Source organism: Pseudomonas sp., from assembly GCF_049653025.1.
Lineage (GTDB): Bacteria > Pseudomonadota > Gammaproteobacteria > Pseudomonadales > Pseudomonadaceae > Aquipseudomonas.
Genome location: NZ_JBASFM010000006.1, coordinates 576,485 through 589,537, shown reverse-complemented (window position 1 = coordinate 589,537; position 13,053 = coordinate 576,485). Strand labels below are relative to the sequence as shown.

14 protein-coding genes are annotated in these 13,053 nt (G+C 62.2%); 6 read left to right on the top strand and 8 right to left on the bottom strand.

The window, feature by feature from the left end; genetic code table 11:
- Window positions 1-118 precede the first annotated feature (118 nt).
- Window positions 119-688, bottom strand: coding sequence for a hypothetical protein (locus tag WBK23_RS05830; protein WP_424483019.1), 570 nt, complete (start codon window positions 686-688; stop codon window positions 119-121).
- Between the two features lie 162 nt (window positions 689-850).
- Between WBK23_RS05830 and WBK23_RS05825 the strand changes: the two genes are divergently transcribed.
- Window positions 851-1,972 carry a GNAT family N-acetyltransferase gene (locus tag WBK23_RS05825; RefSeq protein ID WP_424483018.1) on the top strand — a complete coding sequence of 374 codons (1,122 nt, stop codon included), beginning with the start codon at window positions 851-853 and terminating at the stop codon, window positions 1,970-1,972.
- Between the two features lie 66 nt (window positions 1,973-2,038).
- Window positions 2,039-2,779: an MgtC/SapB family protein gene (locus WBK23_RS05820; protein ID WP_424483017.1), complete on the top strand. Its 741-nt coding sequence runs from the start codon at window positions 2,039-2,041 to the stop codon at window positions 2,777-2,779.
- An 18-nt stretch (window positions 2,780-2,797) separates the two neighbouring features.
- On the opposite strand, the gene WBK23_RS05815 is transcribed toward WBK23_RS05820, so the two are convergent.
- From WBK23_RS05815 to WBK23_RS05800, 4 genes are all read right to left on the bottom strand, one after another.
- The gene (locus tag WBK23_RS05815) at window positions 2,798-4,630 is read right to left on the bottom strand and encodes an ABC transporter ATP-binding protein (protein WP_424483016.1); all 1,833 of its coding nucleotides are present in this window, start codon (window positions 4,628-4,630) and stop codon (window positions 2,798-2,800) included.
- Window positions 4,631-4,912: 282 nt separating this feature from the next.
- On the bottom strand, window positions 4,913-5,467 hold the full coding sequence (locus tag WBK23_RS05810; protein ID WP_424483015.1) for a peptidylprolyl isomerase: 555 nt from the start codon (window positions 5,465-5,467) through the stop codon (window positions 4,913-4,915).
- 12 nt (window positions 5,468-5,479) lie between these two features.
- Complete coding sequence (locus WBK23_RS05805) at window positions 5,480-6,292, bottom strand: alpha/beta fold hydrolase (protein WP_424483014.1); 813 nt, start codon at window positions 6,290-6,292, stop codon at window positions 5,480-5,482.
- Window positions 6,293-6,305: 13 nt separating this feature from the next.
- Window positions 6,306-7,232: a LysR family transcriptional regulator gene (locus tag WBK23_RS05800; RefSeq protein WP_424483013.1), complete on the bottom strand. Its 927-nt coding sequence runs from the start codon at window positions 7,230-7,232 to the stop codon at window positions 6,306-6,308.
- 84 nt (window positions 7,233-7,316) lie between these two features.
- Between WBK23_RS05800 and WBK23_RS05795 the strand changes: the two genes are divergently transcribed.
- The 3 genes from WBK23_RS05795 to rarD all read left to right on the top strand — a co-directional run bounded on the left by WBK23_RS05795 (window position 7,317) and on the right by rarD (window position 9,478).
- Window positions 7,317-7,631 (top strand): 3-phosphoglycerate kinase, encoded by a 315-nt coding sequence (locus WBK23_RS05795; RefSeq protein WP_424483012.1) that lies wholly within the window; start codon window positions 7,317-7,319, stop codon window positions 7,629-7,631.
- A gap of 150 nt (window positions 7,632-7,781) precedes the next feature.
- On the top strand, window positions 7,782-8,381 hold the full coding sequence (locus WBK23_RS05790) for an FMN-dependent NADH-azoreductase (protein WP_424483011.1): 600 nt from the start codon (window positions 7,782-7,784) through the stop codon (window positions 8,379-8,381).
- 200 nt (window positions 8,382-8,581) lie between these two features.
- Window positions 8,582-9,478, top strand: coding sequence for an EamA family transporter RarD (gene rarD, locus WBK23_RS05785; protein ID WP_424483297.1), 897 nt, complete (start codon window positions 8,582-8,584; stop codon window positions 9,476-9,478).
- Here rarD and WBK23_RS05780 read toward each other — a convergent pair.
- The 3 genes from WBK23_RS05780 to WBK23_RS05770 all read right to left on the bottom strand — a co-directional run bounded on the left by WBK23_RS05780 (window position 9,473) and on the right by WBK23_RS05770 (window position 11,235).
- The gene (locus WBK23_RS05780) at window positions 9,473-10,027 is read right to left on the bottom strand and encodes a dihydrofolate reductase family protein (protein WP_424483010.1); all 555 of its coding nucleotides are present in this window, start codon (window positions 10,025-10,027) and stop codon (window positions 9,473-9,475) included. The genes rarD and WBK23_RS05780 overlap by 6 nt on opposite strands.
- 86 nt (window positions 10,028-10,113) lie before the next feature.
- Window positions 10,114-10,518: an anti-virulence regulator CigR family protein gene (locus WBK23_RS05775; protein WP_424483009.1), complete on the bottom strand. Its 405-nt coding sequence runs from the start codon at window positions 10,516-10,518 to the stop codon at window positions 10,114-10,116.
- Between the two features lie 45 nt (window positions 10,519-10,563).
- Window positions 10,564-11,235 (bottom strand): 7-cyano-7-deazaguanine/7-aminomethyl-7-deazaguanine transporter, encoded by a 672-nt coding sequence (locus tag WBK23_RS05770; protein WP_424483008.1) that lies wholly within the window; start codon window positions 11,233-11,235, stop codon window positions 10,564-10,566.
- Window positions 11,236-11,488: 253 nt separating this feature from the next.
- Here WBK23_RS05770 and WBK23_RS05765 point away from each other — a divergent pair, with 253 nt between their 5' ends.
- On the top strand, window positions 11,489-12,838 hold the full coding sequence (locus tag WBK23_RS05765) for a DEAD/DEAH box helicase (protein WP_424483007.1): 1,350 nt from the start codon (window positions 11,489-11,491) through the stop codon (window positions 12,836-12,838).
- Window positions 12,839-13,053: the final 215 nt, after the last annotated feature.

Sequence of the window (13,053 nt, the reverse complement as noted above, 5' to 3'; positions counted from 1 at the left end):
TCGTGCAGCCGTTGGCATGTATAAGACGTGTTGGCGGGGAGTCAGGCGGGGGATTGTGCTGTAGAGAGAGGGCCGCGAAGACCTGGCAGCGGGTTGCCCGCTGCCAAGTCAGCCAGCTTCAGCTGGCGGGGGTGATGCCGTAGTTCTGTTGGAACTGCTTGATCAGGGCTACTGGCTTCTTCTCTTCCTTTTGCATCAGGTAGATCACGCGCTCACCCTTCGGGCCGCTGGCGATCTCGGTGTGGCGGAAGATCGGCTCGCCGATATTGTTCAGGTCGATCATGTCGCCGTAGCGCTGGCCGACGAAAATCATGCCTTCCTGGCGGATTTCGCCATAGAACTTGCCGGCCGGCGGCTGGTTCTGACGCAGGAAGCGGTAGGCGGAAACGTCTTCCAGCTTGGTGTTGGCATCTTCAGCACGCAGGGCCAGGATGATGCTCTGGCCGTACTTGTCCTTCTCGCCCAGGTCTTTGATGACCGGTGCATTGCCGCTGACCAGGAAGTCGCGGTAGACCTTGTAGTCGTCGAACAGGAACAGCTTCTCTTCGGTACGCACCTGGTACCAGTCTTCGTTGTTCAGGCTGGCTTCGGCCTTGGCGACGGGTGCTGCCGAATAGCTGCTGCATGCGCTGATGCAGGCAGCCAGCAAGGCAATGGATAACGGTTTGATGGTGGTTTTGGCGGACATCGAATTCCCTCCCTAGGAAGTTGGCAAGAGAGTTTCGCCGTGCTTGGTGACAACCTGATGACGATTTGGTGTCGATTGGCTCCTCCCGGCAGGGCGCTGGCGGCTGTCTGGTACCCGGGCTTGCGGCTATAGTGCAGCCTTGCCTGATGCCCCGAGCTGCCGATGTTGTTGAGCCGCCTGACTGCCTTGAATGAAATCGCCGCTGCCGAGTGGGATGCCTTGCTCAGCCAGGCGCAACCGTTCTTGTGCCATGCCTTTCTGGCCACTCTGGAAGACAGCGCCAGCGTCGGCGGGCGCAGCGGTTGGCAGCCGGCCCATCAGCTGTTGCGCGATGCTCAAGGCCAGGTGCTGGCCGCCATGCCGGCCTACGTGAAAAGCCATTCCTATGGCGAATATGTGTTCGACCATGGCTGGGCCGATGCCTGCCACCGCGCCGGTATCGACTATTACCCCAAGCTGCTCGGGGCCATTCCGTTTTCACCGGTCAGCGGTCAACGCCTGCTCGGCGAGCCACAGGCCTGTGCGCAGTTGCTTGAGCAGTTGACGGCCGGGCTGGAGCAGCAGGGGCTGTCCAGCCTGCATGTGAACTTCACCCAGGCGGCGGATGATCAGCTATTGCAAGGCCGCGAGGGCTGGCTGCAACGGCTGGGCTGCCAGTACCACTGGCGCAACCGCGAGTATCGCGACTTCCAGGATTTCCTCGACGCGCTGAGTTCACGCAAGCGCAAACAGATGCGCAAGGAGCGCGAGCAGGTGGCGGCGCAGGGCATCGAGTTCGAGTGGCGCGAAGGCCATCAGCTGCGCGAGGTCGAATGGGATTTCGTCTACCTGTGCTACGCCAACACCTACCGCGTGCGCGGCCAGTCACCGTACCTGACGCGGCAGTTTTTCAGCCTGCTGGCCGAGCGCATGCCCGAGATGATCCGCGTGGTATTGGCCCACCAGGCTGGCAGGCCGGTGGCCATGGCCTTCAGCCTGGTCGGCGGCGACAGCCTGTACGGGCGTTACTGGGGTTGTCTGGCGGAGTTCGACCGCTTGCACTTCGAGACCTGTTTCTACCAGGGCATGGACTACGCCATCGCCAGTGGCCTGCAACGTTTCGACGCCGGCGCCCAGGGTGAGCACAAGCTGATTCGCGGCTTCGAACCGGTCATCACCCACTCCTGGCACTACCTCTGCCATCCCGGCCTGCGCGCCGCCGTGGCGAACTTCCTCGAACAGGAACGGCAAGACGTATTGGCCTATGCCGAGCAGGCCCGCGAGCTGTTGCCGTACCGCCAGTAGGCGCGCGCAGGTTGCCCCGCCGGCCACTATGCTGAGGGGCATGTCCGCTGCTGCGCGAGGTGTGTTGTGAGTGTATTTGCCCTGCTCGACGAGCTCTGGCTACTGCCGGGGGTGGCGGTCAACCTGACCCTGTTTATGAATATGCTCGGCGCGTTATTGCTTGGGCTGTTGGTGGGCTACGAGCGCTCCTACCATGGCCGCGCGGCGGGCATGCGCACCTATGGCATGGTCTGCATGGCGTCCTGCGCCTTGACCGTGTTGTGCCTCTATCCGCAGCACTGGCTGGGCGACCATTCGTTCGGCAATGTCGACCCCAGCCGGGTGATCCAAGGCGTTGTTACTGGCGTCGGCTTTCTCGGGGCCGGCTTGATCATGAAGGACGGCATGAACATCAGCGGCCTGACCACGGCGGCGTCGATCTGGGCCTCGTCGGCCATCGGTGTGCTGGTCGGTGTGGGTTTCTACGGCGCGGCGCTGCTGCTCAGTTTGGTGTCCGCCGTACTGATGATGTGGGGTGCCAAGCTGGAAGCGCGCCTGCCGTCTCGCCCGGCCATCGCCATTGTGCTGCGCTTCGCTCCGGGCTTTGTGCGCCCACATGAGGAGCGCCTGCGACAGATCGCCCGCGAACGTGGCTATGTTATTGCCGGAGGCTCGTTTGCCGTGAGCTTCGATCAGAACCAGCTGGAATGGCGTTTCGTCGCCGTGGCGGTGGACGGGCAGAAGAGTGCACGGATCAGCGATATGGCCGATGAGTTGGCGCAGTTGGAGGGCGTGGCGAAGTTTCAGATGGCCCATGCGCGCAACTGAACTTCGCCAGATCTGCCTTTAATCGACGCCGACAAAACCACCTGTCTGATGCTGCCAAAGCCGCGCATAGAGGCCGCCCTGGGCGATCAGCTGGCTGTGGCTGCCGGTTTCGACGATACGGCCCTGGTCGATCACCACCAGGCGGTCCATGCGCGCGATGGTCGACAGGCGGTGGGCGATGGCGATCACTGTTTTGCCCTGCATCAGGCTGTCCAGGCTTTCTTGGATGGCCGCTTCGATTTCCGAGTCGAGTGCCGAGGTGGCTTCGTCCAGTACCAGTATCGGCGCGTCCTTGAGCAATACGCGGGCGATGGCGATGCGCTGGCGCTGGCCACCGGAGAGTTTTACTCCGCGTTCGCCGACCTGGGCAGCGAAACCACGGCCACCCATGCCGTCATCCAGCAACGGAATAAAGCTGTCGGCGCGGGCCTTGCGCACCGCTTCGAGCAGCTCGTCTTCGCTGGCCTCGGGTCTGCCGTAGAGCAGGTTGTCGCGAATCGAACGGTGCAGCAGCGAGGTGTCCTGGGTGACCATGCCGATCTGCGCGCGCAGGCTTTCCTGGGCGACGTCGGCGATGTTCTGGCCGTCGATGAGGATGCGTCCGCTCTCCAGGTCGTAGAGGCGCAGCAGCAGGTTGACCAGGGTCGACTTGCCCGCACCGGAAGGGCCGACCAGGCCGATTTTCTCGCCCGCGGCCACCGTCAGGCTCAGGCCGTCGAGCACCCCGTTACGTTTGCCGTAGTGAAAGTGAATGGCGTCGAAGTGCACGGCCCCTTGGCTGACCTGCAGCGGCTTGGCCTGCTCCTGGTCGAGTACCTGGCGCGGCTGGACGATGGTTTGCATGCCGTCCTGCACGGTACCGACGTTCTCGAAGATGCCGTTGACCACCCACATGATCCATTCGGCCATGCCGTTGATGCGAATCACCAGGCCCAGCGCCAGGGCGATGGCCCCGGTGCTGATCAGCGCCTGGCTCCACAGCCACAGGGCCAGCGCGCCGGTGCCGACAATCAGCATGCCGTTGAGGCAGGTGATGAGGAAATCCAGGGTGGTGATGAGGCGCGATTGCAGGCGCACCTTGCCGAGCAGCTCCTGGATGGCTTCGCGGGCGTACTGTTCTTCAACCTGGGTGTGGGCGAACAGCTTGAGGGTGGTGACGTTGCTGTAGCCGTCGACCACTCGACCCATGACTTTCGAGCGTGCGGCCGAAGCGGCGGCGGAGCGTGCCTTGATGCGCGGCACGAAGTGCCAGAGCGCGGCGCAGTAACCGATTATCCACAGCAGCAGCGGCGCAATCAGGCGCAGGTCGGCGGCGGCGAACAGGTACAGCGCGCTGCCGGCGTACACCAGCACATGCCAGAGGGCGTCGACCACCTGCATCGCCGAGTCGCGCAACGAGGGGCCGGTCTGCATGATGCGTTGGGCGATGCGCCCGGCGAAATCGTTCTGGAAGAAGCCCAGGCTCTGCTTGAGCACATAACGGTGGTTCTGCCAGCGGATCAGGTTGGTCAGGCCGGGGTTGATGGTCTGGTGCGTGAGCAGGTTGTGCAGGCCGAACACCAGCGGGCGGATGATCAGCGCCACCAGCAGCATCCACAACAGGGTGCCCTGGTGTTGCTCGAAGAACTCGCCACTCGGGGTGGTCTGGGCCATGTCAATCAGCTGGCCGAGGAAGCTGAACAGCGCCACTTCGATCAGGGCGGCGACGAAGCCGACCACCAGCACGGCGATCATCAGCGGCCAGACCTGGCGCAGGTAGTGGGCGTAGAACGCCAGCATGCCGGCCGGCGGCTCGACGTCCGGGCTGGCTTTGAATACGTCGATAAGGTGTTCGAAACGGCGAAACAACATGTCAGGCATCCTGCCTAGATCAGGGAATAGCGCCCGATTCTAACAGGCCATTGCAAAACTACCTGCGTTGCCATCGCGGCGTTAAAAACAGGCTCAAAATGCTCATTTACAGCACGTAAACTCCGCTTTTTCGCCTGTTTTTTCCTTGCGCTGACTGCCTCGCCAACGTTTTTCAATAGCCTGCTAGCGCGTTTGCTGGGGTGGGTGTTGCGCAGGAAAGCAGGCGGGGCGTAAGGCGGGATTCAACGCGCGGGGTGAGCAGGCCCACCCCGCGTGGTGCAATCAGAGGCGCTTGGCGTCGGTGATTAGTACCGGCTGGCGCGGTACGTTTTGGTGGCCACCACGGGTGCTGGTCGGCACCTGGGCGATCTTGTCGACCACGTCCATGCCGCGGGTCACCTTGCCGAACACCGCGTAACCGAAATCACGCGAGCCGTGGTCGAGGAAGGCGTTGTCCTTGTGGTTGATAAAGAACTGGCTGGTGGCCGAGTCACGTACCTGGGTCCGGGCCATGGCCAGGGTGCCGCGCACGTTGTGCAGGCCGTTGTCGGCTTCGTTCTTGATCGCAGGCTGGGTGTCTTTCTGCTGCATCTGCGCATCGAAACCGCCGCCCTGCACCATAAAGCCCGGGATCACCCGGTGAAACTGGGTGCCGGCGTAGTAGCCGCTGTCGACGTAGGCGAGGAAGTTGGCGGTGCTGATCGGCGCTTTCTCGGCATCCAGTTCGATTTCTACTTCGCCGAGGCTGGTGGTCAGCAGCACTTTCGGGTTTTCGGCGGCCATCAGGCTGCTGGCAAACAGGATGGAGCAGGCGGCGAGGGTCAGGGTCTTCAGCATGCGTGGGCGTCCTTATTGTTGAGTGACAGTGCGGGCAGTCTGTTCGACTTCAGCCAGGAAGGCCAACAGGCTGCGGTTGAATTGTGCGGGTTGGTCCAGCGGCGTGGCGTGACGCGAGTCTTCGATTACCAACAGGCGGGCATTCGGCAGCTCATCGACATACGCCTGCTTCTGCGCCACCGGGGTGTAATCGCGGTCGGCCGTGACCACCAGGGTCGGACAGCTGATTCGCGCCAGACGTTCCCGCACGCCCCAGCCGATGATCGCATCCAGGCTGGCAAGGTAAGCCCGCTTGTCGTTCTGCGGCCAGCGCGTCAGGATTTTCTGCCGCAGCTCCTCCTGCTCCGGCTTGGGAAACAGCAAGCGGCCGAGGCCCTTGGCGATGCTATCGAGGCTGAGCAGGCGCGACAGGCTCCAGCGTTTGCCGATCTCTATATAGTCGCGCAGGCTTTTCGCCTTCACTTCCGGGCCGCTGTTGACGATGCACAGGCTCTTCAGCAGTTCGGGGCGATCCACGCCGAGCTGAAAACCGATCATGCCGCCCATGGAAATGCCCACCAGATGCACCTGGGGAAGGTTCAGGTGCTCAATCAGGGCAATCGCATCCTCGGCAAAACCCTGGATGCTGTAGCGCTCGCGCGGTTTGTCCGAGCGGCCGTGGCCGCGTATGTCGAGGGCGATCACCCGGTAATGGGCGGCCAGTTCGGGAATCTGGTATTCCCAGTCGCGGGTGCTCGAGCCCAGACCATGCACCAGCAGCACGGGCGCGCCATGGCCATATTCCTCGTAGTGCAGCTGACAGCCATCGTTGTCGAAATAAGACATTTACAGGTTCCTCTCAGGCGCTGGGCAGGGGTGCGGCAAAGGCTGCATTCAACGGCGCGGCATCGAAGCGCTGGATCAGTTCGACGAGAATCTGCGTGGCGGGGCCCAGGGGTTTGTCCTTGCTCGAGTAAAGATAGAAGAGCGGGTTGCGGCTGCCACCCTGCTCCAGCGGCAGGGGCTTGAGCAGGCCGTCCTTGAGTTCGCGTTCGATCAGGTGGCGTGGTAACCAGGCAAAGCCCAGGCCGTTGCTGACAAAGGTGGCCGCGGTGGCCAGGCTGCCGACCGTCCAGCGCTGTTCCGCGCCGAGCCAGCCAACATCGCGCGGTTGTTGCCGACCGGAATCGCGGATCACCACCTGCATCTGGGTTTCCAGGTCATGGAAGGTCACCACGCGCTGCAAGCGATGCAGCGCGTGGTCGGCGTGCGCCACGGCGACGAATTCCACGGTACTCATCTCGGCACCGAGGAAACCGGGAATGTTCAATGCGCTGATGGCCAGGTCGGCGCTGCCGTCCTTGATCACCTCTTCCACGCCAGACAGTACTTCCTCACGCAGGCGCACGCGGCAGCCACGGCTTTGCGGCATAAAGGCAGTCAGCGCGCGCACCAGCCGCGCATTCGGGTAGGCGGCGTCGACCACCAGGCGCACTTCGGCTTCCCAGCCCTGTTCCATATGATGGGCCAGGTCTTCCAGCTGGCTGGCCTGTTTGACCAGTTGCCGCGAGCGGCGCAGCAGCACGTCGCCGGCCTCGGTGAGCACCGCCTTGCGCCCGTCGATGCGCAGCAGCGGCACGCCGAGCTGCTCCTGCATGCGCGCCACGGTGTAACTGACCGATGATTGTGAACGGTGCAGCACCTCGGCGGCCTGGGCAAAGCCACCGTGGTCGACCACGGCTTGCAGGGTGCGCCACTGATCCAGGGTTACGCGGGGGGCTTTCATAGTGTTTTCCCGTCTACAGGTTCTAGGGTGCAAATGCCGACGCAATCAACCTAAACTGGCAGTCTTTTGTCGGAGACTGCCTTGATGAAGAAGCTTTGTTGCGCGCTGCTGGCCTGCTTGCCGTTGACGGCTATGGCCTACCCGATCGAGTTGGAAAAACAGCTCAACGGGGCCGAGGTGTCGGCCACTTCCCAGGAAATCGACCACAACATGGGCGCGGTGCAGCTGTACAACTATGGCCGCAGCGACGCCAAGTGCACGGCCGTGTTTCGCAACGGCCCGGAAGCGCCACGTACCCGTCAGGTCAGCCTGGCTGCCGGCGAAAGCAGCAACCTGGCAGTGAAGTTCAGCCGCAGCATTATCAAGCTGCGCGTCAAGCTGACCTGCGGGCTCAAGTAACCGGCAAGCACTGCCCAGAGCCTAAGCCGGGCAGTGCTATAAATCAAATTATTCGATAATTATAGGCGATTTTTTGCGCTTTTTTATCGATCGCTACGCTTCTACTCTTTGCCCATCGACGTTCAACAACCCTTCGATGGAGCAAACAACATGGCAAACGTCCTGGTAATCGAAAGCAGCGCCCGCCAACAAGGCTCGGTTTCGCGTCAGCTCACCGCGCAATTTATCGCCAACTGGACGGCCGCTAACCCGGCCGACTCGATCCAGGTGCGCGACCTTGCGGTCGACCAGGTGCCACACCTGGACGCCAACCTGCTGGGCGGCTGGATGACCCCGGCCGGACAGCAGAGTGAAGCCGAGCAAGCCGCTCTGGCGCTGTCCAACACCTTGACCGACGAACTGCTGGCCGCCGATGTGCTGGTGCTGGCTGCGCCGATGTACAACTTCGCCATTCCCAGCACCCTGAAAGCCTGGCTGGACCATGTGCTGCGTGCCGGCGTGACCTTCAAGTACACCGAAACCGGCCCGCAAGGTCTGCTCAGTGGCAAGCGCGCCTTTGTGCTGACGGCTCGCGGCGGTATCTACGCCGGCAGCGCTCAGGATCACCAGGAACCTTATCTGCGCCAGGCCCTGGCCTTTGTCGGCATCCACGATGTCAGCTTTATCCATGCCGAAGGTCTTAACCTGGGCGGCGAGTTTATGGAAAAAGGTCTGAACCAGGCCAAGGCGCAACTGGCCCAGGCCATCTGATACCTCCCGCTGCATCCTGTTCTCCTGGCGTTCGGTGCTCCTGGACGTCTCTGCCCGCGCTGCTGATGCAGTGCGGGCTTTTTTATGGCCTGTGTTTTTGCGCTGTACGGCTGTTTAAGTGCCCAGCTGTGCCGCTTGGTGGCTGTGGTCTTAACTACAAGCCAGGCAAGATGCTGGCTCTTATTGAGCAGGGTGGTGTGATGCAGCTGTCTGGGCGTGGTGTGGCGCTGTCGATTATTGCCTCGGGGTTGTTTGCCCTGGTGCCGGGCTATGTACAGCTGCTGGCCCCACTGGACGGTGGCCAGGTGTTTGCCCAGCGCGTGCTCTGGTCGATTCCGGCGGTGCTGCTGTTGGTCACGCTGGCGCGGCAATGGCCGGTGCTGGGCTTGGCCTTCGCGCGTTTGCGCCGCGAGCCGTGGTTGCTGGCGAGTTTGCCGTTGGCGGCGTTCTTGATGGGGATTCAGTGGGCGCTGTTTGTCTGGGCACCACTGGCCGGGCGCATGCTGGAGGTGTCGCTGGGCTACTTTCTTCTGCCGCTGGCCATGGTGCTGGTTGGACGGGTGTTCTATGGCGAGCGTTTGCGCGCACTGCAACGCCTGGCGGTGTTCTGTGCATTGCTCGGCGTGGCGCATGAGTTGTGGCGCACCCAGGCGTTTTCCTGGGTGGTGCTGGTGACCGCGCTGGGCTATCCGCCGTATTTCATGCTGCGCCGCTGGATGCGCATGGATGCCTTGTCCGGGTTTGTGCTGGAAATGCTGTTTATGGCCCCGGTGGCGATCTACATGATTGTGCAGTGGGGGCCGCCGCAGCTGTTCACCCATGCCCCGCAACTGTGGTGGTTGCTACCTGGCCTGGGCCTGCTCAGCGCGCTGGCGTTTGCCGCGATGATGGCGTCCAGCCGACTGTTGCCGATGGGGCTGTTTGGCATTCTCAGTTATGTCGAACCGGTGCTGCTGTTTCTAGTGGCGCTGCTATTTCTCGGTGAACAGTTCAATGCCGCGCAGTGGCTGACCTTTCTGCCCATCTGGCTGGCGGTGCTGCTGGTCGGCTGGGACAGCGCACGGCTGCTGCTGAAGCAGCAGCGACAGGGTTCATAGCGCTGTATTCGCAGGGTTTTCCGGCAGTACCTGATAGTGCAGTTGCACCACGCCACTGCTGAAGCTGCGTTGTTCGTGCAGTCTCAGGCTGCGTTCCAGGCCGCTGGAGAACATCGGAATGCCGGCGCCCAGCAGGTAGGGCACTAGGCTGACCACCAGCTCGTCGAGCAGGCCGGCGGCGAAGCAGTTGCCCGCAAGCGAGCCGCCACCGACCAACCAGATACGTTGATGGCCCTGTTCGGCCAGCTCAGTCAGGGCTTCGCTTGGCGTGCAGTGGCGCATGCTCACGCCCTGCGGCAATCGCTCATGCGGATAGCGGGTCAGTACCATGCAAGGCTTGCTGGGGTAGGGCCAGGCTTCCGCGGAATCCATCAGCGCATCGAAGGTCATGCGGCCCATTAGCAGGGCGTCGATGCCGTCATAAAAGGCGTGGTATCCGTGGTCGTCGCCAGACGCCTGGATGGCTTCCAGCCAATCGACCCGGCCATCCGGGCGAGCGATATAGCCGTCCAGGCTGGCGGCGACGTAGTAGATCAGGGTGGGTTTCATGCTGATGCCCCCAGTCACAGACGCAGGGCTCGGTTGATGCCCCTGCTCAGTGGAGTGGCAACAGAGGGCAAAGTTTCCTGGCGGGCTTAGTCCAGTACGTTCTGCAGCACCTCGTAGATCAGCCCTGTGGCCAGCGTGATCAGGACTACGTCGGTGCCAACCTGCTGCCATTCGTAACCGTCGTAGTGCGGCAACTGGCCCAGCAAACGATTGTCGAAACGTTTGGCGATACCCGGTGGCAGCGGCTTGCCGCGCGCCAAATTCTTGCGGATACCCGGCGGCAGCGACTGGGCCGGGCCGATCAGCGCGCGGTTGTCGCCAAGAACGATGCGCACTTGGCCGATATCGATGCTCGGGCCGCGTACATCAACCTGTATATCGCCATCGCCACCGTGTTTGTCGTGCTTGTCGTGTTTAGGCGCGGCGCTGGCACTGTTCAAGGCAACTGCCAGGGCCAGACTGGTGGCGGTTAGCAACAAGGAGCGGTACATGGCGGTACTCCGCGGGTGGCTGGGTTAATAGTCAGTGTAGGCCTTTCAGTGTGGCCGAGAACTCTCCGACGTGGCGGGCGAGCGCCCGGCCAGCATGCGCAGGATGGCATTGAGCAGCATGCCGTAGAGCGGCACGAACAGCAGCAGGCTGATGACTAGCTTGACCCCGTAGTCCACGGTGGCGATCTCCACCCAGTGCTCGGCCATAAACGGGTTGCTGCTATTCCAGAACGCCACCGAGAAGAACGCGAAGGTGTCCAGCAGGTTGCCGAAGATGGTCGATACGGTCGGCGCTACCCACCACAGCGACAGTTGGCGCAGGCGGTCGAAGACCTGGATGTCGAGAATCTGCCCCAGCACGTAGGCGAGGAAGCTGGCGATGGAGATGCGCAGGACGAACTCGTTGAACTCCAGCAGTGCGCCAAAGCCGCGAAAGCTGGCTTCCTGAAACAAGACCGAGACGATGTAGGAAATCAGTAGCGCCGGCAGCATGACCCGGGCGATCACCCTGCGCGCCGCCTGTTTGCCGAGCAGGCGCACTGTCAGGTCGGTGGCCAGGAAGATAAACGGGAAGCTGAATGCGCCCCAGGTGGTGTGCCAGCCGAACAGAGTGATCGGCAGCTGAACCAGGTAGTTGCTGGCGATAATGATCAGTATGTGGAACAACACCAGGGCCATAAGCGCATTGCGCAGGCGCTGTGGAGAGGTAAGCAGCATGACGGAACCTTTTTACGGGATGGGGTTAGGGAACCCATGCCGTGCGGAATTGAACGGCGGCGCGCATTCTACCGGCGCGACGCGGTGCTTGCGTAGTGGCCTGACGGGAGGCCTCGATCTGCGTCGTTTTGGCGTCCTGCTGCACGGTTGCGAACTAAGCTACAGACGCCGTTGGCCAGGCCGTTCGGGCTTTTAGCCAGCAGAACCGGTAATCTATGCCGCTGTATTGCTGATTTTTTGTCGAGGTATACCCGTGTTTTCCCAATTCGCCCTGCATGAACGCCTGCTCAAAGCCGTGGCCGAGCTTAACTTTGTCGAGCCCACCCCGGTGCAGTTGGCGGCCATTCCGCTGGCGCTGCAAGGAAAAGACTTGCGGGTTACCGCGCAAACCGGCAGTGGCAAGACCGCGGCCTTTGTGCTGCCAATGCTCAATCGCCTGCTCGGCGATGGCGCTTCTCAGCCACGCATGAGCGTGCGCGCGATGATCCTGCTGCCAACCCGCGAGCTGGCGCAGCAGACCCTCAAAGAAGTCGAGCGCTTTGCTCAGTTCACCTTCCTCAAGGGCGGGTTGATCACCGGTGGTGAAGACTTCAAGGTGCAGGCCGCCATGCTGCGCAAGGTCGACATCCTGATCGGTACGCCAGGCCGTCTGATCGAACATGCCAACGCTGGCAACCTGCTGCTCGATGAAGTCGAAGTGCTGGTACTCGATGAGGCCGACCGCATGCTCGACATGGGCTTTGCCGAGGACGTGCAGCGTTTGTCCGAGCTGTGCAACGCCGACCGTCAGACCCTGCTGTTCTCCGCCACCAGTGGCGGCGCCGTGCTGCGTGAAGTGGTAGGCAAGGTGTTGAAAGAGCCTGAGCACCTGCAGCTCAACCGCGTCAGCCAGCTCAACGAAGGCACCCGTCAGCAGATCATCACCGCTGACCACAACCATCACAAAGAGCGCTTGGTCGAGTGGTTGCTGAAAAACGAGACCTACGACAAGGCAATCATTTTCACCAATACCCGCGTCCAGGCTGACCGCCTGTATGGCAAGTTGGTTGCCCACGATTTCAAAACCTTTGTGTTGCACGGCGAGAAGGACCAGAAGGATCGCAAGCTGGCCATCGACCGCCTCAAGCAGGGCGCGGTGAAGATTCTGGTGGCCACCGATGTGGCGGCGCGCGGCCTGGATGTTGACGGCCTGGACCTGGTTATCAACTTCGATATGCCGCGCTCCGGCGACGAATACGTGCACCGCATCGGCCGTACTGGCCGTGCCGGCGCTGAAGGTCTGGCGATCTCGCTGATCTGCCACAACGACTGGGCGCTGATGTCGAGCATCGAACGCTACCTCAAGCAGCGTTTCGAGCGCCGCAATATCAAGGACCTCAAGGGCATCTACCAGGGCCCGAAAAACCTCAAGGCGTCCGGCAAAGCGGTTGGCCCGAAGAAGAAAAAGATCGACCCGAAAACCGGCAAGAAGCTTGCCACGAAAAAGCCGGCCGCCAAGGCACCGAAGCGCAACACCATCAACCGGCCGAAACCCGATGCGCCGGTGCTAGTCAGCCAGGACGGCCTGGCCCCGCTGAAGCGTCGCGCTCCAGCCGCCGAGTAAGCCAATGGCTTGGCGGATGTGCCTGTTTGCCGCGCTGGCTGTGGCCGCGCAGGCGCAGGGTGCGGTGCACAAATGCGTGCAGCCTGATGGCGTGCTGCTCTACAGCGATCAGCCGTGCAGCATCGCGCACAGCAACCTGGCCTTGAGTGTCAGCAATTACGCCAGCTATCCGCCGCTGCTGCAGGGTGTGGCGCAGCTGTGGCACGAGCGGGTTC

Bases quoted from the DNA above. Each gene is read 5' to 3' on its own strand.
- WBK23_RS05830 (WP_424483019.1), bottom strand. From the start codon at position 688: ATGTCCGCCAAAACCACCATCAAACCGTTATCCATTGCCTTGCTGGCT.
- WBK23_RS05825 (WP_424483018.1), top strand. From the start codon at position 851: ATGTTGTTGAGCCGCCTGACTGCCTTGAATGAAATCGCCGCTGCCGAG.
- WBK23_RS05815 (WP_424483016.1), bottom strand. From the start codon at position 4,630: ATGTTGTTTCGCCGTTTCGAACACCTTATCGACGTATTCAAAGCCAGC.
- WBK23_RS05810 (WP_424483015.1), bottom strand. From the start codon at position 5,467: ATGCTGAAGACCCTGACCCTCGCCGCCTGCTCCATCCTGTTTGCCAGC.
- WBK23_RS05805 (WP_424483014.1), bottom strand. From the start codon at position 6,292: ATGTCTTATTTCGACAACGATGGCTGTCAGCTGCACTACGAGGAATAT.
- WBK23_RS05800 (WP_424483013.1), bottom strand. From the start codon at position 7,232: ATGAAAGCCCCCCGCGTAACCCTGGATCAGTGGCGCACCCTGCAAGCC.
- WBK23_RS05795 (WP_424483012.1), top strand. From the start codon at position 7,317: ATGAAGAAGCTTTGTTGCGCGCTGCTGGCCTGCTTGCCGTTGACGGCT.
- WBK23_RS05790 (WP_424483011.1), top strand. From the start codon at position 7,782: ATGGCAAACGTCCTGGTAATCGAAAGCAGCGCCCGCCAACAAGGCTCG.
- rarD (WP_424483297.1), top strand. From the start codon at position 8,582: ATGCAGCTGTCTGGGCGTGGTGTGGCGCTGTCGATTATTGCCTCGGGG.
- WBK23_RS05780 (WP_424483010.1), bottom strand. From the start codon at position 10,027: ATGAAACCCACCCTGATCTACTACGTCGCCGCCAGCCTGGACGGCTAT.
- WBK23_RS05775 (WP_424483009.1), bottom strand. From the start codon at position 10,518: ATGTACCGCTCCTTGTTGCTAACCGCCACCAGTCTGGCCCTGGCAGTT.
- WBK23_RS05770 (WP_424483008.1), bottom strand. From the start codon at position 11,235: ATGCTGCTTACCTCTCCACAGCGCCTGCGCAATGCGCTTATGGCCCTG.